This window comes from Ruegeria sp. R14_0, from assembly GCF_017743975.1.
GTDB lineage: Bacteria > Pseudomonadota > Alphaproteobacteria > Rhodobacterales > Rhodobacteraceae > Ruegeria.
The window spans coordinates 124,009-148,632 of sequence record NZ_JAGHRC010000010.1; the positions used below are offsets into that span (position 1 = coordinate 124,009).

The 24,624-nt window shown below is 56.5% G+C and carries 25 protein-coding genes; 11 read left to right on the forward strand and 14 right to left on the reverse strand.

Annotated elements, in window-relative coordinates:
* The first annotated feature begins 43 nt into the window (after positions 1-43).
* From J7416_RS20750 to J7416_RS20775, 6 genes are all read left to right on the forward strand, one after another.
* Positions 44-352, forward strand: coding sequence for a PepSY domain-containing protein (locus tag J7416_RS20750; RefSeq protein WP_152460756.1), 309 nt, complete (start codon positions 44-46; stop codon positions 350-352).
* Positions 352-1,023 (forward strand): response regulator transcription factor, encoded by a 672-nt coding sequence (locus J7416_RS20755; protein WP_171648698.1) that lies wholly within the window; start codon positions 352-354, stop codon positions 1,021-1,023. Before J7416_RS20750 ends, J7416_RS20755 begins: the two co-directional genes overlap by 1 nt.
* Positions 1,020-2,363 carry a HAMP domain-containing sensor histidine kinase gene (locus J7416_RS22870; RefSeq protein ID WP_152460758.1) on the forward strand — a complete coding sequence of 448 codons (1,344 nt, stop codon included), beginning with the start codon at positions 1,020-1,022 and terminating at the stop codon, positions 2,361-2,363. The genes J7416_RS20755 and J7416_RS22870 overlap by 4 nt, the downstream gene beginning before the upstream one ends.
* An 81-nt stretch (positions 2,364-2,444) precedes the next feature.
* The gene (locus tag J7416_RS20765) at positions 2,445-3,584 is read left to right on the forward strand and encodes a cytochrome b/b6 domain-containing protein (protein ID WP_209227461.1); all 1,140 of its coding nucleotides are present in this window, start codon (positions 2,445-2,447) and stop codon (positions 3,582-3,584) included.
* A complete protein-coding gene (locus J7416_RS20770) occupies positions 3,581-3,973 on the forward strand; it encodes a DUF1924 domain-containing protein (protein ID WP_152460760.1) in 393 nt (130 codons plus the stop codon). The genes J7416_RS20765 and J7416_RS20770 overlap by 4 nt, the downstream gene beginning before the upstream one ends.
* A 15-nt stretch (positions 3,974-3,988) precedes the next feature.
* Positions 3,989-4,447: a diheme cytochrome c gene (locus tag J7416_RS20775; RefSeq protein ID WP_152460761.1), complete on the forward strand. Its 459-nt coding sequence runs from the start codon at positions 3,989-3,991 to the stop codon at positions 4,445-4,447.
* Positions 4,448-4,495: 48 nt separating this feature from the next.
* Here J7416_RS20775 and petA read toward each other — a convergent pair whose 3' ends face one another.
* From petA to J7416_RS22735, 9 genes are all read right to left on the reverse strand, one after another.
* Positions 4,496-5,044 (reverse strand): ubiquinol-cytochrome c reductase iron-sulfur subunit, encoded by a 549-nt coding sequence (gene petA, locus J7416_RS20780; RefSeq protein WP_152460762.1) that lies wholly within the window; start codon positions 5,042-5,044, stop codon positions 4,496-4,498.
* A gap of 329 nt (positions 5,045-5,373) precedes the next feature.
* Positions 5,374-5,652 carry a DUF2933 domain-containing protein gene (locus J7416_RS20785; RefSeq protein ID WP_170515721.1) on the reverse strand — a complete coding sequence of 93 codons (279 nt, stop codon included), beginning with the start codon at positions 5,650-5,652 and terminating at the stop codon, positions 5,374-5,376.
* Positions 5,649-6,983: an APC family permease gene (locus J7416_RS20790; protein WP_247744404.1), complete on the reverse strand. Its 1,335-nt coding sequence runs from the start codon at positions 6,981-6,983 to the stop codon at positions 5,649-5,651. Before J7416_RS20790 ends, J7416_RS20785 begins: the two co-directional genes overlap by 4 nt.
* A complete protein-coding gene (locus tag J7416_RS20795; RefSeq protein WP_171648704.1) occupies positions 6,980-9,265 on the reverse strand; it encodes a copper-translocating P-type ATPase in 2,286 nt (761 codons plus the stop codon). Before J7416_RS20795 ends, J7416_RS20790 begins: the two co-directional genes overlap by 4 nt.
* 132 nt (positions 9,266-9,397) lie before the next feature.
* Positions 9,398-10,447: a YncE family protein gene (locus J7416_RS20800; RefSeq protein WP_171648614.1), complete on the reverse strand. Its 1,050-nt coding sequence runs from the start codon at positions 10,445-10,447 to the stop codon at positions 9,398-9,400.
* Between the two features lie 132 nt (positions 10,448-10,579).
* Positions 10,580-10,939: a hypothetical protein gene (locus tag J7416_RS20805; protein ID WP_152460765.1), complete on the reverse strand. Its 360-nt coding sequence runs from the start codon at positions 10,937-10,939 to the stop codon at positions 10,580-10,582.
* 84 nt (positions 10,940-11,023) lie between these two features.
* Positions 11,024-11,392 (reverse strand): hypothetical protein, encoded by a 369-nt coding sequence (locus J7416_RS20810; RefSeq protein ID WP_157054266.1) that lies wholly within the window; start codon positions 11,390-11,392, stop codon positions 11,024-11,026.
* Positions 11,389-12,111 (reverse strand): TVP38/TMEM64 family protein, encoded by a 723-nt coding sequence (locus tag J7416_RS20815; RefSeq protein WP_247744405.1) that lies wholly within the window; start codon positions 12,109-12,111, stop codon positions 11,389-11,391. The genes J7416_RS20810 and J7416_RS20815 overlap by 4 nt, the downstream gene beginning before the upstream one ends.
* A 252-nt stretch (positions 12,112-12,363) precedes the next feature.
* Positions 12,364-12,906 (reverse strand): calcium-binding protein, encoded by a 543-nt coding sequence (locus J7416_RS22735; RefSeq protein ID WP_171648616.1) that lies wholly within the window; start codon positions 12,904-12,906, stop codon positions 12,364-12,366.
* 172 nt (positions 12,907-13,078) lie between these two features.
* On the opposite strand from J7416_RS22735, the gene J7416_RS20825 reads away from it, so the two are divergent.
* Both J7416_RS20825 and J7416_RS20830 read left to right on the forward strand, forming a co-directional pair.
* Complete coding sequence (locus J7416_RS20825) at positions 13,079-13,804, forward strand: response regulator (RefSeq protein WP_171648618.1); 726 nt, start codon at positions 13,079-13,081, stop codon at positions 13,802-13,804.
* Positions 13,801-15,198 (forward strand): ATP-binding protein, encoded by a 1,398-nt coding sequence (locus tag J7416_RS20830; protein WP_171648620.1) that lies wholly within the window; start codon positions 13,801-13,803, stop codon positions 15,196-15,198. The genes J7416_RS20825 and J7416_RS20830 overlap by 4 nt, the downstream gene beginning before the upstream one ends.
* 73 nt (positions 15,199-15,271) lie before the next feature.
* Here J7416_RS20830 and J7416_RS20835 read toward each other — a convergent pair whose 3' ends face one another.
* The 5 genes from J7416_RS20835 to J7416_RS20855 form a co-directional block, all read right to left on the reverse strand.
* Positions 15,272-15,892, reverse strand: a complete 621-nt coding sequence (locus J7416_RS20835; RefSeq protein WP_171648622.1) for a class I SAM-dependent methyltransferase — start codon at positions 15,890-15,892, stop codon at positions 15,272-15,274.
* Positions 15,893-16,458: 566 nt separating this feature from the next.
* Positions 16,459-16,800, reverse strand: a complete 342-nt coding sequence (locus J7416_RS20840; RefSeq protein ID WP_050605745.1) for a copper-binding protein — start codon at positions 16,798-16,800, stop codon at positions 16,459-16,461.
* A 29-nt stretch (positions 16,801-16,829) separates the two neighbouring features.
* Positions 16,830-20,009: an efflux RND transporter permease subunit gene (locus tag J7416_RS20845; RefSeq protein ID WP_171648624.1), complete on the reverse strand. Its 3,180-nt coding sequence runs from the start codon at positions 20,007-20,009 to the stop codon at positions 16,830-16,832.
* The gene (locus J7416_RS20850) at positions 20,006-22,201 is read right to left on the reverse strand and encodes an efflux RND transporter periplasmic adaptor subunit (protein ID WP_171648626.1); all 2,196 of its coding nucleotides are present in this window, start codon (positions 22,199-22,201) and stop codon (positions 20,006-20,008) included. The genes J7416_RS20845 and J7416_RS20850 overlap by 4 nt, the downstream gene beginning before the upstream one ends.
* Before the next feature lie 75 nt (positions 22,202-22,276).
* Positions 22,277-22,666, reverse strand: a complete 390-nt coding sequence (locus tag J7416_RS20855; protein ID WP_171648628.1) for a hypothetical protein — start codon at positions 22,664-22,666, stop codon at positions 22,277-22,279.
* Between the two features lie 485 nt (positions 22,667-23,151).
* Here J7416_RS20855 and J7416_RS20860 point away from each other — a divergent pair, with 485 nt between their 5' ends.
* From J7416_RS20860 to J7416_RS20870, 3 genes are all read left to right on the forward strand, one after another.
* Positions 23,152-23,367 carry a DUF2933 domain-containing protein gene (locus J7416_RS20860; protein ID WP_247744413.1) on the forward strand — a complete coding sequence of 72 codons (216 nt, stop codon included), beginning with the start codon at positions 23,152-23,154 and terminating at the stop codon, positions 23,365-23,367.
* A gap of 39 nt (positions 23,368-23,406) precedes the next feature.
* Positions 23,407-23,580, forward strand: a complete 174-nt coding sequence (locus J7416_RS20865) for a hypothetical protein (protein ID WP_170417885.1) — start codon at positions 23,407-23,409, stop codon at positions 23,578-23,580.
* A 123-nt stretch (positions 23,581-23,703) separates the two neighbouring features.
* Positions 23,704-24,624 (forward strand): protein-disulfide reductase DsbD domain-containing protein (locus J7416_RS20870; RefSeq protein ID WP_280636876.1); only part of this gene is annotated, 921 nt, incomplete at its 3' end.

The window sequence follows — 24,624 nt, forward strand, 5'->3', positions numbered from 1 at the left end:
CCGTGTCAGTGAACTGTCAGTGGAAAGACGGTAGTTTGCCTACATGAAACACGCTTTGATCGTTCTGATATGCACACTTGCCAGCACTGTCCTCGCATCCGAGGACCACGATGCGGCACGTGATGCAGTGCGCCAACATAAGGTCATTCCGCTCTCGAAGATTGTTCCGGACGTTTTAGAGAGATTCGATGCGTCGCTGCTCGAAGCAGAGTTCGAACGCGAGCATGGCGCGTATGTCTATGAACTGGAGTTGATCACGGGCTCGGGCCGAATGATCGAAGTCATGGTGGATGCCACCACGGGTGCGATACTCGAAGTTGAGCAGGAAGGCTGGCAGGAAAGGGACGAATAATGCGGCTTCTCGCGGTCGAAGACGACCCGATCATTCGCAAGGACGTGCAATCTGCTTTGGAAGCCTCTGGATTCCGCGTGGAAATCGGCGAGGACGGCGAGGACGCATGGTTTCTGGGGGATACCGAAGATTATGACCTCGTCGTTCTTGATCTCGGATTGCCGCACATGGACGGATTGAGCGTGTTGAAACGCTGGCGCGCCAACGGCCGGCAGATGCCCGTTCTGGTCCTGACAGCGCGCGGGGCTTGGCACGAACGGGTCGAAGGGATCGAAGCTGGGGCCGACGACTATCTGCCCAAACCGTTCCGGATGGAAGAACTTGTGACCAGGGCTCGGGCGCTGGTGCGCCGGTCTGCCGGGCATAGTGCTCCTGTGCAGACGTTGGGCGATTTGACCATCGACACGAACAGGATGTCCGTAGCTGTTCGAGGAGTGCCGATAACGGTGACCTCCCTGGAATACCGGCTTTTGTCCTACCTCATGCTGCACCGAGACCGCGTGGTGCCGCCAACCGAGCTCTTGGAGCATCTATATGGTGATGACGACGCCCGTGAGGCCAATGCGGTGGAGGCCATTCTCACCCGACTTCGCAAGAAGCTTGGGGCCGGCATTATCGGCACCAGACGCGGGTTTGGATACTTTCTGGAGGCAGTGGAGGGCGATGGGTGAAAACGGGCTCTCTCCGCTTTCGGTTGTTCGTAGCCACTGCGCTGTCGGTTTCCATCGCGCTGATGCTGGCGTTCTGGGGGCTGGGGCTGCTCTTTGCCTCGCATGTGGAACGGCGTGCAATTGATGACCTCTCCGTCCAGCTCGACCAGATACTCGCAGGAGTGGAGCGGGATGAAAAAGGGAAAATTCGGATTGGATCGGCTCCGGCAGATGCCCGTTTCTCAAAGCCTTTTGGGGGCCTCTACTGGCAGATCGAAGTTGAGGGGCTTCAGTTACGCTCAAGATCGCTATGGGATTTCGCTCTCGATCTTCCTCCGGATCATCTGAAGAGCGGGACCGTCCATGTGCACTATCTCTCCGGGCCCGGGGAAAACCAGCTGCTTGTCATGGAGCGGAGCATTGTGCTTTCCACACGCCTTGGAGGCGTTCCGATGCGCGCTGCCGTGGCCATGGATGCCTCTCAGCTTGAGAAAAGCACCGAAGAATTCCGGGAAGATCTTGTGCCTTTTACGCTTCTTCTGGCGCTTTTTATTGTCTTCGCTGGGGCGGTTCAAGTCATTGTCGGTCTTCGACCGCTAAATTCCGTCGAGCGGCGGATATCAAGGATCCGAACGGGAGACGTGAACCGGGTGGGCGAGGATTTCCCTACGGAAATTCGTCCCCTTGCAGCCGAAGTGGATGCCCTGCTCCTACAAAGGGAAAAGGACATCGAGCAGGCAAGGCACAGAGCGGGCGATCTCGCTCATGGCCTGAAAACCCCACTTCAAGCATTACTTGGAGATGCGCGCCGTGTTCGCGAGGCCGGATTGACTGATACCGCAGCGTCAATCGAAAGCACCGTCAAAAGCATGCATCGCCATGTCGAGCGTGAATTGAACAGGGTTCGTATTGCGACGCGAGCCGCCACGTCGAAGGCCGATCTCACCGAGGCTGCAAGTCGCGTTATTGCAGTAGTTCAGAAAGCCAGTTTGAACGACGCATTGAAATGGGATTTGGACGCGCCAGCGAATCTCGTGGTTGCGGCAGATATGGAAGATTTATCCGCAATTCTGGGTGCGATTACGGAAAACGCATCTCGCCATGCGAGGCGGCAAGTCAGGATATCAGCACGCAAACAGGCGACGCATGCAGTTCTGAGCGTTCTTGACGACGGTCCGGGCATTCCACCAGACAAGATCGATACTCTCATGCGCCGGGGCGTGCGCGAGGACGAAACAGGAACCGGGCTTGGCCTGGCGATCGCGCGGGAATTGACCGAGGCACTGGGCGGATCGCTGGAATTGATCTCCCGCGATCCGGGACTGATGGTTCGGATCACTTTGCCTCTGGCTGCTACCTGACAATCACCTGACAGTCCCCATCAGGCTGACATCAGTGCGCTTCTGACAAACTTCTGGTGAGATTGATGAGAGGCAGAAGCGATGAGAGAAGTTCCCGCGCCATTTGATGGGCTGGCCTATGACGGACATCTCGTCTGGGATCGATTCACTCGTGTATTTCATTGGGGGCTGGTAGCGTGCGTTTCCACCGCGTTGGTGTCTGGGTTCCTGCTGGACGCATCTTGGATTCGCCTACACCTGGTTTCCGGTTCCCTTGCCATTGCATTGGTTACTGCCAGAACTGTCTGGGGATTTACCGGCCCTACCTACGCGCGGTTTTCGCAGTTCTTACCAAGCTACCGGCAGGCTATCAGCCATCTGAGGGCCGGAGCGGCTCATGCGCGCCACATCGGGCACAATCCACTTGCTGCCTTGATGGTCTTTGTATTGCTTACCCTGATCGTCGGGCTTGGTTTGACAGGTGTCGCCAGCTTGGGCAGCGGTCTAAAATCAGGGCCGATGGCTGCCTCTTTGCCAGCATCACAGGGCCACATCTGGAGCAAAATTCACGAGTTGGCCGCTTTCGCGCTGTTGAGCTTCATTGCCCTGCATATCGGCGGTGTCGTTCTGGAAAGCCGCCGCAGCCGAGAGAACCTGGCCAGGTCGATGATAAACGGGCGCAAGGAGATGCGCGCCGGGGATTTGACTGCGCCGCCACGGCCTGCGCAGCGGGCGCTTGCCGCCCTTTTCATCTCGGGTCTTGTCATCATCGCCACCGGCGCGATCAACAGGATGTCACAGAGCCCACTGCCGCTCCCGCCGGTTGGGAGTATGGCACTGGTCTACAGCGATGAATGCGCCGCCTGCCACATGGCTTATCACCCGTCCCTGCGTCCTGCCGCATCCTGGCAATTGATGATGGACAAGCTGGACAGTCATTTCGGTGAGGACGCCACTCTGCCAAAGGAGACCGGTGACGAGATTACCGTTTGGCTGGTCAAGCACTCCGCGGAAACTGTGGACAGCAAGCCCGCGACCCTCTGGACGGGTTTGCAAGAAACCCTGCCGGTTGCCCTACCGAACACAGACATCTGGCAACGTCTTCACGGGTCGCTCGCCGATGGCACATTCACCCGCCGCACCATCCATAGCCGCTCGAACTGTTTCGCTTGTCACAGGGATGCCGAGAGCGGCTGGTTCAGCCCTTTTCAGATTTCCGTTCCGAAGGAGCCTAAGCAATGAAACCAGTTCTTGTTCTTTCCGCCATCCTGTTGTCCCAGCCTGTCTTGGCGCAAGACACTTCCCCGCAGGCCTTGGTCGATCAATACAGTGCCGAGGCGGGTGCTGCCCCATCACCGAAAAACGGACGGGCGCTGTTCACGGCCAACCATGCAAGCGGAAAACCCCATACGCCCTCCTGCGTCACCTGTCATTCGGCAGACCCTACAAAAGGCGGTCAGGCCCGCACCGGAAAGCCGATCGACCCCCTGGTTCCGCGCGTGAATTCAGAACGGTTCACCGACATGAAATTTGTCGAAAAATGGTTTGGGCGAAACTGCAACTCTGTTCTCGGCCGCGACTGCAGCGCGCAGGAAAAAGCCGACATCATTTCTTGGTTCATGAGCCTCTGAGGAAAGGACACCACCATGAAACGAATTCTTGCTGTAGCTGCAATAGCTCTGATTTCGGCGCCGGTTCTTGCCAGCGAAGGTGAGTTTATGCGGCCCGTAACTCACGCCGCAACCAAGGCCGAATGCAGCGAATGCCACATGGCCTATCCGGCAGGATTCCTGCCCAGCCGGTCGTGGACAAAGATCATGACCACGCTTGATGACCATTTTGGCGAAAACGCCATGCTGGACGACGCAACTCGCACAGAGATCGAGGCTTACCTGACCCAGAATGCCGCCGACGTCGGAGGGCGTTCGTCCAGCCTCCTCTACCGGATTGCGCCAGAGGATACGCCTCTGCGGATTTCCGAAATGCCCTGGTTCCGCTCGGAACATGACGGCGAGGTCTCGTCCCGAAAACTCCAGAAAGCAGGTTCCATGTCGAACTGCGCCGCATGTCATCGCGGCGCTGATCGAGGGATATTCGAGGACTGACAAACGAGCTTGGCGGGCATTTGCCTTTGGACAGAGTTAACCGCGCCGTCACCCAATTTTGACCCGCGTGTCGGTGACGAACTCGTAGGGGGGCAGATCGAGGTTGCGGGGCGCCGGGCCTTTCCGAATTCTGCCCGACGTGTCGTAATGTGAACCGTGACACGGACAGAACCAACCGTCCCAGTCTCCGGTGGGTTCGCTGCCGCCCTGCCCGAGTGGTATGCATCCCAGATGGGTGCAAACGCCAATAACTACCAGCCATTCCGGTCGCTGTACGCGCTCGGCGTCAGGTTGCGGGTCGATCATTGGTGCATCGTCTTCTGCTATCGCCAGCGCGATCCGCTCTTTAGTCCGGTGGTCTATAAAGATCGGCTTGCCTTTCCATTTGACAGTGATCCTCGTTCCTGGTCCGACACCTTCAAGATCTATGTCGACAACGGCTTGGGCGGAGATGTCTGCACTGGGGTTCATGCTGTTAACAAGTGGCCAGACCGCAGCACCCGTGGCCACTATGGCTGCACTGCCGGTGACATAATACAAGAAATCGCGCCGAGATTCGGGCTCTGAAGGTACCTTTCTTTCAGAAAAATCAGACATTTTGTTCCTCCCGTGCGTCAGTACCGGGCTCATCGAATGATAGGACTCGGACGAGGTGGATCAGTCGCCCTGGTCCTCTTCTTCTTCATCGCGATGCCCCATTCCCTATTCATCAGAGTGATCTTCGTCGGTGTCACCGTGCGAAGCCATTACAGGCAGTGCACCGGCCGTCAGGGGCAGTGCAATTGCGGCTATCCGTATTGGAGCTGCTAACATGGCAATTTCCCTTCCTTCTTGGATTACGTATTTGCTCTGCTCAGTTGGCCGTTCCTACTCCTTGTTGCGCAGTGTTCTTGCCGCAAAGCCGCCAGCTATACAGGGCGCCGTTCTCAGTGTTTGCCGTGGCCGCGATGCATTAAGAAATGCATGCCCACGCAGACCAGCAAGAACAGCAACGGAGAACTGAGCAAAGGATAGAGTGTCTCGCGGTATTCCCAGCCCAGAACAGCGGCGCCCAACGCGATCGCAATGACAACCGGGAGCCAATTACGCTTGGCACCGTTGGCCGTCTGATCTTCGGTTTTGGGCGCTTCGGGCGTTTCGTCAGAGCTGACCCTTTCGGTCGTCTCCTGTGTGGCGCGAGTTTCGTCGAAATTTGATTGGGTCATAGCTGATTTGCCTCCTTTTCGATGATCCATTGTTTGAGAAAGATGCGCTCGTAGGCGAAGACCAAGCCGACGCCAGCAAGGGCATATACCACGATCATCGGGTCGGAGCGCAGCTTGAGTATTGTGAACGCGGTCAGGACTACGCAGTCCAGCGCCAGGGCAGTTAACAAGACCCAACCCCGAGCGTTGATCTGACTGCGCAGCCGGTGCCAAACGCCCCAATGCACGGCCATATCCATCACCAGATAAAAGAAAGCACCAAGCGAGGCGATGCGCGACAGGTCGAACAACACCGCAAGCAGACCCGCAATCACGACCGTGTAGATCAGCGTGTGAGACTGGATGCTGCCCGTCATGCCGAAATGGCTGTGCGGGATCATTTTCATGTCGGTCAGCATTGCCAGCATCCGTGATACGGCGAACACACTGGCAATCAGTCCTGAGGCGGTGGCAACCATCGCCAGCGCAACGGTCAGGTAGAAACCACCCTGCCCCAAGACTGGTCGGGCGGCTTCTGCCAAGGCATAGTCCTGTGCGGCACGGATCTGGTCGGGTGGCAGGCTGGCACCCACGGCGAAGGCGACCAACAGATAGATCACTGCGCAGATCGCGATCGAGATCATGATGGTGCGCCCGACATTGCGGTGTGGGTCGACGATCTCGGCACCGCTATTAGTGATTGTGGTAAATCCCTTGAACGCAAGGATCGAAAGAGCCACGGACGCGATGAAACCCAGCGGCCCGGCGGGGGCGGTGCCTTGCGCCTGCCAGTCGCCGCCCGCGGCCCACAGCGCGGCAACGCCAAACACTGCGATCCCACCGATCTTGAGCACAGACATGACAATGGACCACAACCCCACCGAGCGGTTCCCCGACCGGTTGACCGCGTAGGCGAAGACGATCAGCGAAACCGCGACCATCGGCACCAACGGCCCATCTTCGATGTTGAATGGGCGGAGCGCGTAGGTTGCGAAGGTGCGTGCGACGAGGCTTTCGTTGATCACCATCGACAGCGCCATCAACAACGAAGCCGCTGCCGCTACAGCACCCGGACCATATGCTTTTGTCAGGATCATCGCGATCCCGCCCGAAGACGGCCAGGCGTTGGACATGGCAATATAGGTGTAGGCGCTGAACGCCGTCACGATGGCTCCGACTACGAAAGACAGCGGAAACCATGGCCCAGCAAGCCCAGCGATCTGGCCTGTCAGCGCAAATATCCCCGCACCGATCATGACACCGGTGCCCATGGCGACCGCACCCGTCAGCGATATCGAACCTGATTTCAAGTTGCCTACGCCCTCGTGCGTCATATGCTTGTGCGCGCTCATACCTTCGTCCCCCTCAGGCGCAGCGCATTCAACACCACTGAAATCGACGAAGCACTCATGGCGAAGGCGGCGAACATCGGACTTATCAAGATGCCGAAGAGCGGAAACAGAAGACCTGCCGCCACCGGAACGCCCGAGGCGTTGTAGACCAGGGCAAAGAATAGGTTCTGCCGGATATTGCGCATGGTAGCGCGGGCCAGCCTACGGGCGCGCACGATGCCATCGAGGCTACCGTTGACCAGCGTGAAGCCTGCGCTTTCGATCGCCACGTCGGCACCGGTCCCCATTGCAATGCCCACATCGGCCTGCGCTAATGCGGGTGCGTCGTTCACCCCGTCACCGGCCATGGCGACCTTGGCGCCTTTCTCCTGCAGTTCGCGAATTATGCGGGCCTTGTCCTCGGGTAGAACGTCGGCTCGAATCTCATCGATACCCAGACGTTCGGCCACCGCCTTTGCAGTGCGTTCGTTGTCACCAGTCGCCATGATGATTCGGAAACCCAGCTCGTGCAGCGCCTTGAGGGCGGCGGGTGTTGTTTCCTTGACCGGGTCGGCGACGCTGACCAACCCCGCCACTGAACCATCAAGCATCACGAACATCACCGTTTCGCCGTCATCCCGACGCGCATTGGCCTTGACCGTTAGTTCGGTCGCCTCGAGTCCGAGATCGGTGACCAGTTTCAGGTTGCCGAGCGCGACGGGGCGGCCATCCACCGTGCCTTTCACGCCTTTACCAGTCACCGCCTCGAAGTCACTGGCGTCGGACAGGGCCACGCCACGTTCCTCGGCTCCTGTGACGATTGCCTCAGCTAACGGGTGCTCCGAGCCCTTCTCCAGCGTTGCGGCCAGCCGCAGCACCTCGACTTCGTCATGGCCAGGTTCGGGTATTACGGCCACAAGCTTTGGCTTGCCCATGGTCAGGGTGCCGGTTTTGTCGACGATCAAAGTATCGATCTTCTCGAACCGCTCCAGCGCTTCGGCATTTTTGATCAGCACTCCGGCCTGCGCCCCGCGCCCCGTGGCCGTCATGATCGACATCGGAGTGGCCAGACCAAGCGCGCACGGGCAAGCTATGATCAGTACCGACACCGCTGCGATCAAGGCGTAGGAGAGTGCCGGAGCCGGTCCCCAAACCGCCCATGCAATGAAGGCCAATACAGCGATGCCAATGACCGCTGGCACGAACCATCCGGCAACTTTGTCGGCGTATTTCTGGATCGGTGCGCGCGAGCGTTGCGCGTTGGCCACCATTTCGACAATCTGGGACAGCATTGTGTCAGAGCCCACTCGGGTTGCTTCGATTACAAGACTACCGGTGCCGTTGATTGTGGCCCCTGTGACCGGCTCGCCTTGTACCTTTTCGACCGGAACCGGTTCGCCAGAGATCATGCTTTCGTCAACAGATGAGCGCCCGTCGAGTACAATGCCGTCTACTGGCACCTTGTCGCCGGGGCGTACGCGAAGGCGGTCACCTACCTGTACTTCTTCAAGCGGAATTTCCTCTTCACTGCTGTCAGGGCGGATAATGCGGGCGGTCTTTGCGGCCATGTCCAGCAAAGCGCGGATTGCCTTTCCTGTGCCTTCGCGTGCCCGCAGTTCCATCACCTGCCCGAGCAGAACAAGTGTAACGATAACTGCGGCAGCCTCGAAATAGACCCCAACATGGCCTTCTGAATCTCGAAAACCGTCCGGAAATATGTGGGGCATCAATACGGCGACAACGCTGAACAGCCACGCGGCCGAAACCCCCATGGCAATCAACGAGAACATGTTCAGGTTCATGGTGCGAAACGAATTCCACCCTCGTTCCAGAAATGGCCAACCGCACCAAAGAACGACCGGAGTGCCAAGTATCAGTTCAATCCATAGGGTTGTTCGCTCACCAAAAATCTCTCGCACACCAGACAGCCCAACGTAGGGGCCCATCGTGAAAACCAAAAGTGGAAGCGTCAGAACCGCACCTACCCATAGGCGCCGGGTGAAATCCACCAGTTCCGGGTTCGGCCCCTCGTCCACCATCGCCGCGCTTTCCAGCTCCAACCCCATGCCGCAGAGTGGACAGGACCCGGGATGGGTTTGCCGCACCTGCGGATGCATCGGGCAGGTATATACGGGTCCGTCATAGCCTGTCGGAACGATGTCATATTCACCGTTCTCGTCCGCCGCGCCATGATGCGCGGAATGGTGGTGATGCGCATGCGCATCCACCTCGCCCTCGGGCACAAGGTGCATCCCGCATTTGGGACAGTCGCCGGGCCCAGATTGACGCACGTCAGAATGCATGGGGCAGACGTAAGCGACCTCGGTCGGGCCGTTCGCGTGGATTCTGATGTCGTGGTCTTCTGTCATGTTCTGCTCCCTGGTTTAAGCTTTGGTCGTAGAGCCGTTTAATTACACAATGCCGGGCACAGTCCTTCAGGGCAGAACAACCATCTGGTGGCCCTCACCCAGTATCGGCATTTCGGTAATAGCCGTCAGGCTGACTTGATCGACGATCCAGACCTTCGGTTCGGTTCGGCTTGATACCATCACTTTGCCTGAGTTCGGTATGGTCGTCAGGTGATAAGGTGCCGGTGACAGGTTGGTCGAGCGCTGTTTGCCCGTAGCAAGATCAATCGACAACAACCGGTCGGTGCCTTTGGCGGCCACGAACAGTACGCCCTCGCGGTCGGACAGGCCGATCCCGTGCAACTCGCCTCCAATGTCATAGGTTTCGGTGACAGAACCGCTGGCAAGATCTACGCGGAAGGCCTTGCCACCATCACTGTCGGCTACGAAGGCGACGCTGCCGGTGGCGTTAAGTACAAGATGCTCAGGGCCTTCGCCGACGGGCATGTTGCGTACGACGAAGCCTTTGACGACATCCACTTCGCTAAGTGTACCATTGCCGGTATTGGTGACATAGACCCTGTCGCTGTCAGGCGCGAATACCGCATAGTTGGGCATTGGCCCGGTTGCTACGAAACCAAGGAAGCTGAGCTTATCGAGATCGACGATCGAAATACCGTCACCGCCCGGATGGGTCGCCACCGCGAACCGCCCGTCGGGCGACACCGCAGTGTGATGCACCGCACCTGGAACCTCGATCTGGCGGACGACCTCGCGTGTTTCCGCATCAAGGATCGTCAGCAGGCTCCGCCCCTTGTCTTTGGGCAACGCGGTGACATCGCGCTTGGCGTGGTGCGCAGCGTGTTCATCCTCGGACATACCTTCGGGTTTTGGTGGCGTTGTGGCCTCGGTTTCTGCGTAGCTGCCCGCGACCAGGTACTTAAAGCCGGGCGCGCCGGCCAGCCCATGGACCGCCACGAGCCTCGGCAGCCGCTCGACGGTCTTGCCGGTTTCGGAGTCGATCACCAGAACCGAGTCCGCGCTGCCTTCGGGAATGAACACGGTTGCCGCCAGCGTGAGCGAAGGCGCAGTCAAAGCTGCGACGGACAGGCCTGCGGCCAGATTGAACAGGGTCATTTAGGTTTCCTTTCGTCAACTGAAACGCGCACATTGGCGGGCACGTGCAGAAAAATCCGGTAGATGACGGCCATCAGGAAGGGCGTCAAAAGCAGGGTCAGAGCGATGGCCTTCATGGCTTTGTCCTTTCAATCAGTTGAGTTTTGTGCGAGCCGCAAAGACATTGAACAGTCCGCCGAACAGCAACGCGGCGTACCAGCCGTAGAGAAACGCCCATAACAGTCCCAACAGGAATGAGGGCAGGCTGAGCCAAGTCATTCCGGGCATCAGGCCGATCCAAGCCCGGTACATGGCAAAACTTGGAAAGATCAGGTCAAAGGCCACGCACAGCAGGTAGGTTGCGGCCAGAAACAGGCTGAGCGCCCAGCCAAGGGTTGTCACCGGAACACCGGGATGATGTTCTTGTGTCCCCATCACACAGGGGCCACAGGTCAGGCGCAACAGTGCGAATAGCACCACGCCCGTGACGAAAAAGTACAGAATGGTAAGCATGGTAAGTGTCCTGAACTGAGTTGGGCCGCAATCAACGGCTTGGGGCAGACCCCGGAGCGATTCCGGAGCCATTGCCGGTCACGTTCAGGACAGGTTTGGCGGATGTGGTAGTGGTGCGACCGGCAGGCTTGCGCGTGGCCGGAACCGTTCTGGCGCCACGGGCGTAGCAATACGCATCGAGAGCAATTCAGGTGCTGCCATAACTGCCATCGCATAACAGCCCGGGTGCACTGAGCAGTCTAATTCTTCTGATGGATGAGACGCGGGATACCCACCGCTGTCATCGATAACGAGCTCGGCCTGGGTAGCGGCCTTCGCGATGTCATGCCCGGCATGGGACGGCACAACAGAGATCAGCATCGAAACCACCAACGCACAGATCAACAGGACCTGCAGCCGGCCCATGGCTCGGGCCGTCCGTGTCGCAGTTGATATCCATTGTGCGCGGATCACTTAGGGTTTCCTCCATTCTCCAACAGTTTAGGACCGCTTGGATCGGTCGCATTGATCTGGCTCAATTCGTGGTCTGAAGAGCCAACGGGCATCTTGCGTTTCCAAGCCAACCAAATAAGTGGCGCCCCCGTCAACAGCCCAATCCCGATAACCGCAAGGCTGGTGCCGCCTGTCGCGGTTTCGGTAATCTGGCTGCCCAGATGGGCCAAAACGAAACTGGCCGGCAAGAGTCCAGCCAAGGTGGCCAGTGCGAACCGCCAAAATTGAAGTCGGGTCAGACCGGCGGCGTAGCTGAGCATGTCGAAAGAAACGAAAGGCATCAGGCGGCTGGTGAACACGGTCAACATCAGGGCATTCTGCGATCCAAGCAACCCTATGTCCAGCTTGTCGCCGAACCACCGGCGCAGCGCGTCGCGCCCCAACCAACGGGCTATCAGGAACGCCAGCAGCGCCCCCAACTCCGCCCCGATAGCAACCAATGCGGTTCCCAGCCCATGCCCATATGCCACCCCGGCAGCGACAGCGATCGGAGCGCTGGGGATTGGGCTGGCAACCACTGCGGCTGTCATGAAGCCGATGATGACAATGGGTCCGAACGGGCCGGCCCAATCCACCCACGCAGTAATGACTTCGCGCGATAGTCCTGCGTCCAACGCGCCAGACAGCCACAACCAGATGGTGGCGATCAGCAACGCGATCAAAGCCGCGATGAAAACCAAACGGCTATTGCTGTGCAGGCCTTCCAGCTTTCGTTCCTCCTATGACATAGCCCTCCACCCCTATACGGGAGTGACGGATTCCGAGGTCACTTAGCGATGTATTTGACCAGTGCCACGATCGCCAGAACGATCAACACTGCAATCAGCAACATCCAGATCATGCCAAACCCCATTCCAGCGCCATACCCCATCATCGCTTTGTTCCTCAGTGGTTTGTGGCCGAGTGCGATAACCCGGCTACACGGTTGCGTTTCAGTTGTTGGTTTCAGAAGACTTTGTCACAGGTTTCGAGGACTTCATGCCGTGTTTCGGCGACATCGTCTTTGCGCCTTTCTCGATTTCCCCTGTGGTCACCGCGCCATCGCCATTGGCATCCAGATGCTGAAATCGGTCCACCATGGTTTCGCGGATCAGCCCGGAATGCAGCGCTTCGAACTCATCAATCGACAGGTTGCCATCTCCATTGACGTCATGCGCCTGCATCCGGGCCTTCAGACCTTCGGCGATCTCAGATTCGCTCGGGCGACCGTCCTCGTCCATGTCCAGAACCGCCAGCCAGTTGCCGCCCATCATACCCTTGCCATGCATACCACCCATCATCTGGCCATGCATTTTCACCATCATTTGCATCATGCCTGCGTGATCGCCCATCATGCCGCCGGGCGCACCCTGCATCATGCCGCCCTGATGGCCCTGCATCTGCGCGCTGCTGCCATGCTGACCGGCGGCAAACGCGGGCAGCGCCATCAAAGTCGCGGCAATGGCTCCAGCGGCCAGCGTGAACGTGCGTTTCATGAATCTCACCTCTCGGTTTTTTGTTGCGACACCAATCATATGGCTCCTGACAGACCCACCACTACCCCCCTGCCCAGCCTGGTTTGTATCGCTTTGTCGCAATCCACCTGCATGATACAAAGCGATACAAAAAAGCCGGGATTTGCTCAGAGCCGGGGCTTATGATTGAACCATGACAGAAACACCGCATATCTTGATTGTCGACGACCACCGCGAAATCCGCGATGCGGTCAGCCGCTACCTTGAAAAGAACGGATTACGGGCCAGCACTGCGGGCGACGCTGTCGAGATGGACGCGCGATTGGCCGCCGGACGGTACGACTTGATCGTGCTGGATGTCATGATGCCGGGCGAAGACGGGATTTCAGTTTGCCGCCGCCTATCCGCTACCGGAGGACCACCGATCCTGATGCTGACCGCATTGGGTGAAGACACCGACCGTATCGTAGGGTTGGAAATCGGGGCCGACGACTATCTGCCCAAGCCGTTCAACCCTCGTGAATTGCTGGCTCGGATCAAGGCCATCCTGCGACGCACCGAAACCGACGCGCGCCCAGTTAGAGGTCTGGCGGGCAAACGGATCGCATTTGGGGACTGGGTTTTAGATACCGACCGTCGCACCTTAACTGCAGCGGATGGAACCGAAGAAATTCTGACAACTGCCGACCTTAAGCTGTTGGCCGAGTTCCTTCAACGGCCGCGCAAGGTGATGTCGCGAGATGCTCTACTGGACTTGACCGCAGGTCGCAGCCCGCATCTATTCGATCGTACAATCGACAACCAGGTTAGCCGCCTACGTCGTAAGATCGAAGCTAATCCAGCGCGGCCGAAACTCATCACCACCGTAAGGGGTGGCGGTTATTGCTTGTCGACTGACGTACGCGAGCTTACGGGATGAAAGCCTTTGCGCAGAGTTTACGCGGTCAGCTTATCCTTTTGATCATCGCGGCGTTGGCTGCGGCGCAACTGGTCAGCCTGTGGCTCTTCGTTGATGAACGTTCGATGGCAGTACACATGGCCCTTGGACTGGAAACCGCTGGTCGCGCTGCAAATATCGCGCGACTGATCGAAGAAGCTCCGCCCGAGATGCACGATGCGATCTTGCGGGCGGCGAGCTCTCCGCTTGTGCGTTTCAGCCTTACAAATACACCAGCGGTCGACCACACTGGGCACAACGCTGATGGGACGGTCGAAAATACCATTCGCAGAATTCTGCCAGGCTATGAAAACCGACCGATTAGGGTCGAACTACATGAGTTCTCGCCTGATATGCTGCCGGTCGAAGGATTTCCGTCTACGATGGCTGAAATGCACATGGCAATGATGCGTGATGACGTATCCGCAGTAGAAATGCAGCTGTCGATCGCTCTGTCGACTGATCAATGGCTCAACGTGGATACCCGGTTCCACAACCCACCATTGCAATGGCCTTGGCAATCCTTTGTCAGCTTCGGTTTCACAGCAACTCTGATTCTGGGTGCTACCATTTGGTTTCTACTGACACGGCTGACCGGCCCGTTGCGCCGCCTGTCACTGGCTGCAGACCAGTTTGGTCGCGGTGAAGACGTCCAGGAACTGAAGGTTTCTGGTCCGACCGAGGTGCGAGATTTGACACAGGCGTTCAACCATATGCGTGACAGGCTGACTCGCTATGTTGCCGATCGGACCAGGCTATTGGGGGCGCTGGGTCACGATTTGCGGTCGCCACTGACGGGATTGCGGGTTCGCGCCGAACTGGTGGAGGAAGAGGACACCCGTGACCATCTGATCGAGACCATCGAGGAAATGCAGGAGATGGTGGACTCCACCCTGTCATTTGCCAAGGGCGTAGCCACGCGCGAACCTTCCAGTACCGTCCCAATTGGTGAATTCGTAACCAAAACGACCGAAGACATTGTGCAAGCCGGTGACACGGTTGAGGTATCGGTCGCAGACAATCCGGCCGTCACGCTTCGGCCGATACTGATGAAGCGAGCTCTGCGCAATATCATTGAAAACGCCTGCCGGTATGGTGCCCGGGCCAACGTCTCGGTCATGCAAGAGGGGAATGAGGCAAAAATATTGATCCAGGATCAGGGGCCCGGCATCCCCGAGCATATGCTCGATGCGGTATTCGACCCATTCGTGCGGCTTGAAACATCCCGCTCGCGAGAGACTGGCGGAACCGGTTTGGGGCTGTCGATCGCACGTACGATCATCCAGTCGCACGGTGGCACGATAGAATTGCTAAACGGGGAAACTGGCGGCTTGTGCGCTAAGGTGGTTCTGCCAGTTTTTGAGGGCCAAACGTAACTTGTGAACACAATCGGCACGTTCTGAAAGCTTATTGGAAGCGCACCGCCTTGGGCCAGTTTCAGGTGTGGGCTCAATCGCAGCGGCGGAGAACACTGGCCTGGAAAGACTGACTTTCCCCCCAAGGGGTTTGGTGCAGGTGATGGCGATGCGCGACGAGTTCAAAGTGTTCCTCGAAAAGCATGGCGATATCGCTCGGACTATAGCGGGCGACCGGGAGACCACTGCAAGTCTCCGGCCCATCAAGTGCAAACGTAGCAATGATCACATGGCCGCCAATTTTTACCCCTCTCTTCACGCTTTCCAGATAGGCCGCGCGTTGCGATGTATCCACGAGAAAGTGAAAAACCGCCCTATCATGCCAGACGTCATATCTGCGATCGGGGACCCAAGAAGTTATATCTGCGGAAATCCAAGTGACTGTTTCAGCGGCGCGCCCCAACCTTTCCCGGGACGTGTCCAACGCGACCTGCGATAGATCGAGAACTGTCACGTCATGGAGCCCCTTCGCAAGCAACGCTCCAGCAAGACGAGATGTACCTCCACCAATGTCGATGACGGATGAAGGCTTAGACACTCTGATCAACTCGATGAGTTCAAGCGATATCTCTGGATCATCCTCGAGCCAACTCAATTGGGTGTCAAACTTCTCGCCATAGACATCGTCCCAGTGCTCTCTTGTGTTAGCTGTCATGTCGTATCGTTTTCCCAAGTCGTCGCCCTGGAGATATCCTCATTTTGACCGCTCCGCGCTGCGTTTTCGACTGAAGCAAAAACCAACAAGGCAACGCCCCAGACAATTCGACGCTGGTCCGTTGAATGGCCGCGTGAAGTCATCTCTGCGACAATGTAGTACACACATTCCAATTGTGAAATGTTTTATGTGGGATTTGCTTGTCGGTCAGACTTCCACTGGGCTGCGCAAGCAACTCCAGAATTTAGCGCAAGTTTAACTGCAGTGGCGCGGGGCGGAGATACCGAAGCGTTGGCAGTTTGTGTACTGCTTGCCTGGATTGCTCTGTTCCTTCAGAACAGCCGGAAGATTTTCTGAGCTTTGGAGCTTCAATCAGTCAACGAATTGCTTATAGCGCCTTTAACCGACAATGGACTGATAACTTATGAGCAGAGCCACAGATCGTTAAAATACGATTTGGTTCTTGAGTGGCTCCTACTCCATTTCTCTTAGTTCATAGAATTTCCTACGGTCCTTGAAACGGCGAACAATCACATCATTGGTGAATAGCTGCCGCATCAACAGACTCAGTTTTTCATGATTGCGCCGATCGCATACATACCACCATCGCTTTTGACCAACATCAGTGTGACTTCGTCACCGGCGCTAATCTCACCCATCATCTGGGCATTCTCAAGAAGCTGCAAATCCATCGTCATCGCGGGCCACCCGATCTCGGGGATCGGATCATGGCTGACGTTGGCGGTTTCGTCGCCAATTGAGTTCACCAAAGCTTTTGCGTGAACCGCCCCTTCCATCTGTTCGGACGACATGGACATGTTGGAATGGTCCATGTCGTGGTTCGTTTGCGCGAAGCTGGTTGTCGTAGACACGGCCAATAGGGCCACAATAGCAGTCAAAGTTCTCATCAGATGCTCCTGTTTCAAGGTTGTGAGTATTATTCTGCCGGAAGCGCAGGGGGCACTTCCTGGATCGTGTGGGAGATCTCTCGGTTCACGCGATTGAGCGCGAGCCGTTTCCAAATCACGAATATTGCGGGAATGACGAAAAGCGTAAGAAGGGTCGCTGTCACCATGCCCCCAATCATCGGCGCAGCGATCCGCTGCATGATTTCAGAGCCTGTACCGGTGCCGTACATGATGGGTATCAATGCTGCAAAGATCGTGGCTACAGTCATTACCTTCGGCCGAACCCGAAGAACGGCTCCTTCGAACACCGCGTCTTCGATATCGTCACGTGTCAGCTTTCGCTGTTCCGATTGCGCCAGCCCTCGACGTTTCTCCCAAGCAAGATTGAGGTACAACAACATGACAATCGCTGTTTCCACCGCAACTCCCGCCAGCGCGATGAAACCCACGAGTACAGCTATCGAAATATCGAAGTTAAGATACCACAGGAACCAAACCCCACCTGCCAATGCGACCGGAAGCGCCGCAAGAATTATCCCGACCTCAATCACCCGATTGAACGCCAAGAAAAGCATGAGCGTGATAATTAGTAGGGTTGCAGGAGCAACGATCGTCAGCCTGTCCTGCATTCTCTCTATGTACTCATACTGCCCCGACCAAGTCAGCGAATAACCTGGAGGCAGGTTGACCTTTTCTGCAACCGCCTCTTGTGCTTCGGCTACATATCCGCCCAGGTCGCGCCCCGCTATGTCGATGAACACGAACCCGGTTCGTCGAGCGTTCTCCGATCGTATCATTCCCGGCCCGTCAACTATTCGAATATCGGCGAGAGCGGACAGTGGCACATGAGCACCCGACGGTGTGACGACAGGAAGATTTTCGAGCCGTTCCGGGCTGTCTCGCCATGCTTGAGGGTACCGTAGGTTTATCGGAAACCTCTCCAGCCCCTCCACAGATTCCGACACTTGCATACCGCCAATTGCAGTCTGAACTACGTCCTGAACTTCTCGAACACTCATCATGTATCGGGAGGCGGCATCTCGTTTGACGTCGATTTCGATGAAACGCCCGCCAACAGGTCGCTCTGCGTAGGCGGAAGCCGTTCCATCAATATCAGCGACCGCACGTTCTACTTCGATCCCGATATCTGTAATGACCTCCAAGTCGGTGCCGGAAATTTTGACACCGACAGGAGTACGGATACCTGTCGCAAGCATATCGATGCGGTTCTTGATAGGTTGGATCCAAACATTTGTAACGCCCGGAACCTGAACGATACGATCGAGCTCATTCCGGATTTTCTCCATTGTCATGCCCGGTCGCCATTCTTTTTCTGGCTTGAGTTGGATAGTGGTCTCCACCATTGTTAGTGGTGCTGGATCGGTTGCAGTCTCCGCACGCCCAACTTTACCGTGAACAGTTTCGACTTCAGGCACGGTCGCGATCAGGCGGTTGGTCTGCTGCAGCACCTCACGGGCTTTTCCCGTCGAGATCCCGGGGTAGAAGCTCGGCATGTAGAGAAAATCGCCTTCGTTCAACTCGGGCATGAATTCAGAGCCGATTCTCTGGTACGGGTACCACATGGACGTCACCAGAACGCCAGCCAACAGTGTTGTTGCCCATGGCCAGGCAATTGCCGCATCCAGAAATGGGCGGTACAGGAACACGACCAAGCGATTAAGCGGATTTTTTCGCTCCGGTAGAATACGCCCCCTTACAAAGTAACCCATTAAAACCGGAACCAGCGTTATTGAAAGGATGGCGGCTGCAGCCATGGCGTAGGTCTTGGTATAAGCGAGTGGCGAGAAGAGCCTACCTTCCTGATTTTCCAGCACGAAAACAGGCAAAAAACTAACCGTGATAATCGCCAGAGAATAAAAAAGGGCTGGTCCCACCTCAGAAGCGCACTCTTGCACAATCCGCCATCGGTTCTCTGCTGTGAGCTTTTCTTTTTCCAACCGCCTGTGCATCGCCTCGATCATCACAATCGATGCGTCGACCATCGCACCAATAGCGATGGCTATGCCGCCGAGCGACATGATGTTTGCGTTTACTCCTTGCGCCTTCATCAGAATAAATGCGGCAAAGATTCCCAGAGGGAGCGACAGAAGAATTACGAGGGATGACCGCAGATGAAGTAGAAAAGCCGCGCACACAAGAACAACGACGATGAATTCCTGCGTCAGTTTCTTCTGGAGGTTATCGATAGCGCGCTCGATCACACCAGATCGGTCGTAGGTCGTTATGATTTCGACCCCTTCCGGCAGGTTTGAGCGCAACTCTTCGATGCGCGCTTCCACCGCTTTGATCGTCGCCAACGCATTCCCACCCCATCGCAGAATGACTACTCCGCCAACCGCGTCTCCTTGCCCGTCGAGTTCTCCGACACCGCGCCGCATTTCAGGCCCCAGACGGATTTCAGCGACGTCTCCAAGCGTCAGAGCGGCGCCACGGTCGTTGACCATCAATGGTGCGCTTGCGAGGTCTGACAATTCGTCAATGTAGCCCGAGGACCTGACCATGAATTCGGCTTCACCCATCTCAATGACGCTGCCGCCCGTCTCGCGGTTGGCCGCCTGAATAGCCGTCCTCAATTGTGCAAGTGTTATGTCATAGGCTCGTAGTTTGTTTGGGTCGACGACGACCTGGTACTGTTTGACCATTCCACCGATGGTGGCGACTTCTGAGACGCCTTCCACGGCTTGTAATTCATATTTCAGAAACCAATCCTGCAGAGTCCTGAGCTGAGCCAGATCATGATTTCCGGTTCTGTCAACCAGCGCATACTGATAAATCCACCCGACCCCTGTCGCATCGGGGCCAAGTTGTGGAGACACGCCCTCAGGTAAGCTACCGGTAATCTGGCCCAAGTATTCGAGCACACGCGACCGAGCCCAGTAGAGGTCCGTCCCGTCCTCAAAGACGACATATACAAAGCTGTCTCCAAAGAACGAGAACCCGCGAACGTCTTTTGCACCGGGTACGGCCAATAGGGCTGTCGCAAGTGGGTATGTGATTTGGTTTTCGACAACTTGAGGTGCTTGCCCGGGATATGGCGTGCGAACAATTACCTGGACATCCGACAGATCCGGGATTGCATCAACCGGCGTCTCACGAATGGCCCAAATACCCGCAACTCCTATCATGAATGCGAGGGCCAAGATGACGAACCTGTTGGCGAGCGAAGAACGAATGATGGCCGTGATCACTGCGTAACACTCCCATCAAGCGCGACCTCTAACAGCGTCATCGAAAAGTCGGGATTGCGGCGAAGGATCAAAGAAACATCAACCCCTACAGGCAAGTTAGAAACCTCAATCCCCTCCGCAACCGGGAAATCCATGGTCATGCCCGGCATGCCGATCTCAGTCATCGGACCGTGTGTTACGTTCGCAGTACGCGCGTTCGGGTCGATACTGTTAATCCGGCCAGAAACCTGAAGCGGCGGCGCAATAGGCGTTGCCGCGGCCAAGATCATTGTCATGCCATCTGCACGCGCGAAAGTCAGAGTCATTTCAGAACCGACTTCGAGCATGTTTGGGTCCAATGTTGGCTCTATTGGGAAATCCATGGTCATGCCCGGCATCCCAATCTCAGTCATCGGCCCGTGAGTGATGGTTGCAGTTCCTGCCTCAGCATTAACGAGGTTGATCGTGCCGGTGACTACAATCGGTGGAGCAGAAGGCGTGATGGTTTCTTCGGGTTCAACTGAATCCGTCGGCGGCGAGCCCTCTTCGCGAACTGCCACAATCGAGAACAGCCCCCCTTCTCCCTCAGCCAGATCAAACTCAATTGGCATGTCGATTGGCACGGTAGTGAGATCTACTCCCACAACAGGCAAATCCATTGTCATGGCGGGCCAACCGAGCTCGGGGATCGGTCCGTGCTCAAGCGTCAATTTGCCGTCTGAAGTGACGGCGCGCGCGATTCCGGCTCCAGTTCCGGCAATACCATCGTCTGGTGCAAGCTCCATCAAGCTCAGAAGCCCATCCGCACCCCGCGCGATCACGAAAGCAACCGCGTCGCCAGCATTCAAACGGTCGAGCGAAACACCAGACCTCACCGGAAACTGCGAAGTCATTGCGGGCCAATCAAGGCTTTCGAGAACGTCGTGACGAACAGTTGCCATACGATTTTGGGCATCGAGTGAAACCAGGGTACCTGCCCCGCGTGCTGGTTCGGTGTCCGTTGGTGCCATACGCGTGAAGCCGGCGCTCAAAGCACTTTCACTGTCGATTAGAAACTGTGCGGATGCGACAACTTCCTCGCCGGGTTCAAGCCCTTGTAGAACTTCTGTTCGTCCCCCCTCGCCGAAACTGTCTCGAAGACCTGTAGTCACCAGTCTCGGGCGAAAAGTACCATCGCCTGTTTTCAAGATGACGCGTTCCGCCGAACCAGTACGAATTAGCGCCTCTGAGGGAACAGTGAGAACATTCCGGCTTTCATCCGGTATAAGGCTAACACTGCCAAACATGCCCGGCCGCAGCACGCCGTCGGTGTTATCGAAACTCAGTCTGACGGGAAGAGTTCGGGTTTGCGGATCAAGCTCAGGGTAAACATAGTCGATTTCGCCTTCGAAGGTGCGACCGGGTAGGTGCTCGAACCTTGCTATTGCGCGCATGTCCTCCGACAAACGTGCAATATCTCGTTCGAAAACATCGACGATCAACCATACTTCGGAAAGATCGGTGACCGAAAACGCAAGCGTGCCTGGCTGCAGGTACATGCCATCGGCGGCATTCAGAGCTATGACGACACCGTTTTGAGGCGCCTCAATCTCCACATTTCGAACCAACTCACCGCCCGCCTCAATCTCAGCAACCTGACGAGCGGACATACCGTGGCTGATCAACTTATTGCGCGCCGCGTCCAAAATCCGCGGGTCACCAGCTTCGACTGCGCGTACAAGATCGCCGGTCGCAGCTGCGATCAGTGGTGAAAAGAGTTCAAATAAAACTTGCCCCTTCTCAACCCGATCACCGACCGCTCGAACTTTCAGTTGCTCAATCCAACCTTCAACACGCGTATGAACGTGATTGGTCAGGTGTTCGTCAAAGCCGACGAAACCCACCGTCTCGATGCGAGGTTCGATATCAGTCATGCGTGCAACCGCAGTTCGAACACCAATTGCGTTGATTTCCGCAGCGCTCAGGGTGACTTCTTCAGGGTCGCCGGTAGGTTCCTGCCCAGAATAAACCGGGATCAAGTCCATACCCATCGGCGATTTTCCAGGTCCAGGCTGCCGAAAATTCGGATCCATCGGTGCTACCCAATAAAGGACCTCTGGTTCGTTCGACTGGCCCTGATCAATTGGATTCAGGTACAGTCTTTCAAGAAAGACACCTCCACCCAGGCCAAACGCCAAGGCAAGTACTGATAGTGCCGCATATCTTCCACGCATAATAATCTCCTGACGGTCGCATTGCATGCTCGAACCGAAACAACATGAAAACCCGCGCTGACGGGCGTGTGGATGTTAGGAGATTTGTGGAGGACGATCGGGCGTCAGAGGCGCTTGAGAGTTGTGGATGTCGGAATCCATGTTACGGTTTTTCTGGCCAAAAGCTTCAGCCAAAACCGCAAGTCCTACGTGGGTCGGATATTCACCAACACAACAGATACCGGAATGGCATTCCCCGCCATGGTTCACGTAGTCATCCGCGTGACGTTGATCAGTTGAAGAATGTAAACGGCTATGGTCGTGTTTGAATTCTGTTGCTTTTGAAGCGATCGAAACATCGTGTTGGTTGTGTGTGTCTGCGGTCTTAAAATCATTGTTTGCATAAGCAACCGTGCCGACGAATGCCACCGTCAAGCAGACGCTTGTCAAAAACGCCATTCTCAAAACAATGATCAGCTTCCGCACCATTAGGCTCAAGTAGTGCGATCGTGGCTATCGTGCAAGTCGGTAGTCGATAAAATTATGTGTTGTAGCCCGGTGCACATTAAAACAGGCGGATTGCTGTGAATGAGCTCTTTAGTGCGCCAATAATTGAGGCAAAAAAGTACAGCAAGCACCTAATGGGATGCTTTCAGAGAAACCATTTCTTTTTTGGGTAAGTGCTCTTTCGTCTTAACTTTGACTGAAGGACCAAAGCTTTGGACTATGCGTGCCATCAGCATTGTTGCTTCTAGAACTAAAGACAAAACTGATTGTTGCTGGGTTTCAATAACAAACGCAACACTCAAACAGCTTGACCTTCCATCGCGGGAAGGCGTTACCAGAGGTCTCAAATCCCAAATTTGGAGTTGAGCGTGAAAGACAATCAAACCGTAGATACGCCTCAGGCGGCAGCACCGCTTGCCGGTCGCAAGATCATGAAATGGGGCATGATGGCTTGCTGCATTGCCATGATAACGCCGATCGCTCTCTACTTGATCGCCGGCGGGACGGTTGGCGGGCTTTCTGAATCCTTGGGTCTTTTCGCACCGTTGATCCTGTGCCTCGGAGCCCATTTCTTTATGCACAAGGCGATGGGAAAATCCTGTCATTCGAACAAATCTGAATCGGAAAGACCAAAGGCAACAGACGCCGCGGTCGGACCGAACCCAGTACACCGGCAATAATCTTCAATCATGAAGCTTTGGTACTCAAGGTTGGCCGCCATGTCGCTGGCCGCTCTTTCGCTGGCGGCTTGCGCACCACGCCCTAAACTATGCCCGCTGCAACCGCCGCAGCCTGAATACGCCCTGCCCCAAGGTTGCCGGGTTCAATGGGAGGGCGCGGATGGCGGGGCCTATTTCATCTGCGAAGACGGGCGCGAAGGTTTCGTGAGCTGATCGTGGGGATGTGACATTCCGGCTCGTTGACCCTCCAGCGCTGGAATCTGGCAGAGACGGGTGCAAAACAACCGATGGCAACGCGCAATGGCGAGAACACTCCTAAATTTATGTATTATGATCTTGGGGTTAATCTTCGGCCAGACTTCCGCCGGGACAAGCCTTGCAGCTACATCCCAAGCGTATGAATCAGAGCCCCTGGTCGCACACATAATTACCGCGCAGGACAGGATCGCGCCTGACATCAAGACGATCACTGCAGGACTGCATCTGAAACTGGGCGAAGATTGGAAAACCTACTGGAAATCGCCTGGTGAGGTGGGAATTCCGCCCAAGATCACTTGGAACGGCTCGCAAAACGTCAGCGACGTACAGTTTCACTGGCCCGCGCCGATCCGTTTTCGCGCCTTCGGGATCGAGAATTTCGGGTACAAGGACGAAGTGGTCTTTCCACTGACCGTCACACTCGAGAACCCCGGAGCGCCAGTTGACTTGAAGGCCGCTGTGACAATGCTGATCTGTTCCGATATCTGTGTGCCGGTCGAGTTTTCGCTGGACTTGTCGCTGACTCAGGGAACGGGTCGGGATCAGGACTCGGCCCGGCTTATAAATGCCTTTCTGTCGCGGGTGCCAACCACGGGAAACACAAGCGGAATGAAGTCCGACGCCGCGACCCTGGATACCGAGTCCGAGATGCTGACGCTGAATTTCACCAGCGACCTGCCCTTTGATGCGCCTGATGTCTTTCCCGACATGGGACGTGACACCGCGTTTGGTGCACCCGACATCCGGCTCGCTGGCGACAGGCGTCAGCTATGGGTGCAGTTTCCGGTCCTCGCTCTGGCACAGGACCCCACCGCCTTGTCCGTCACGGTTACCGACACCAACCGCGTGGCCGAGTTTGCGCCCCGTACCGACGCACCCCCTACCCCGCCACCATATGAAATCGCGGCCGCCGAAACTTCGACCAGCGCGCTGGTCTGGATCATTCTGCTGGCGGTGGGCGGCGGGCTGATCCTGAATGTCATGCCCTGCGTGCTGCCG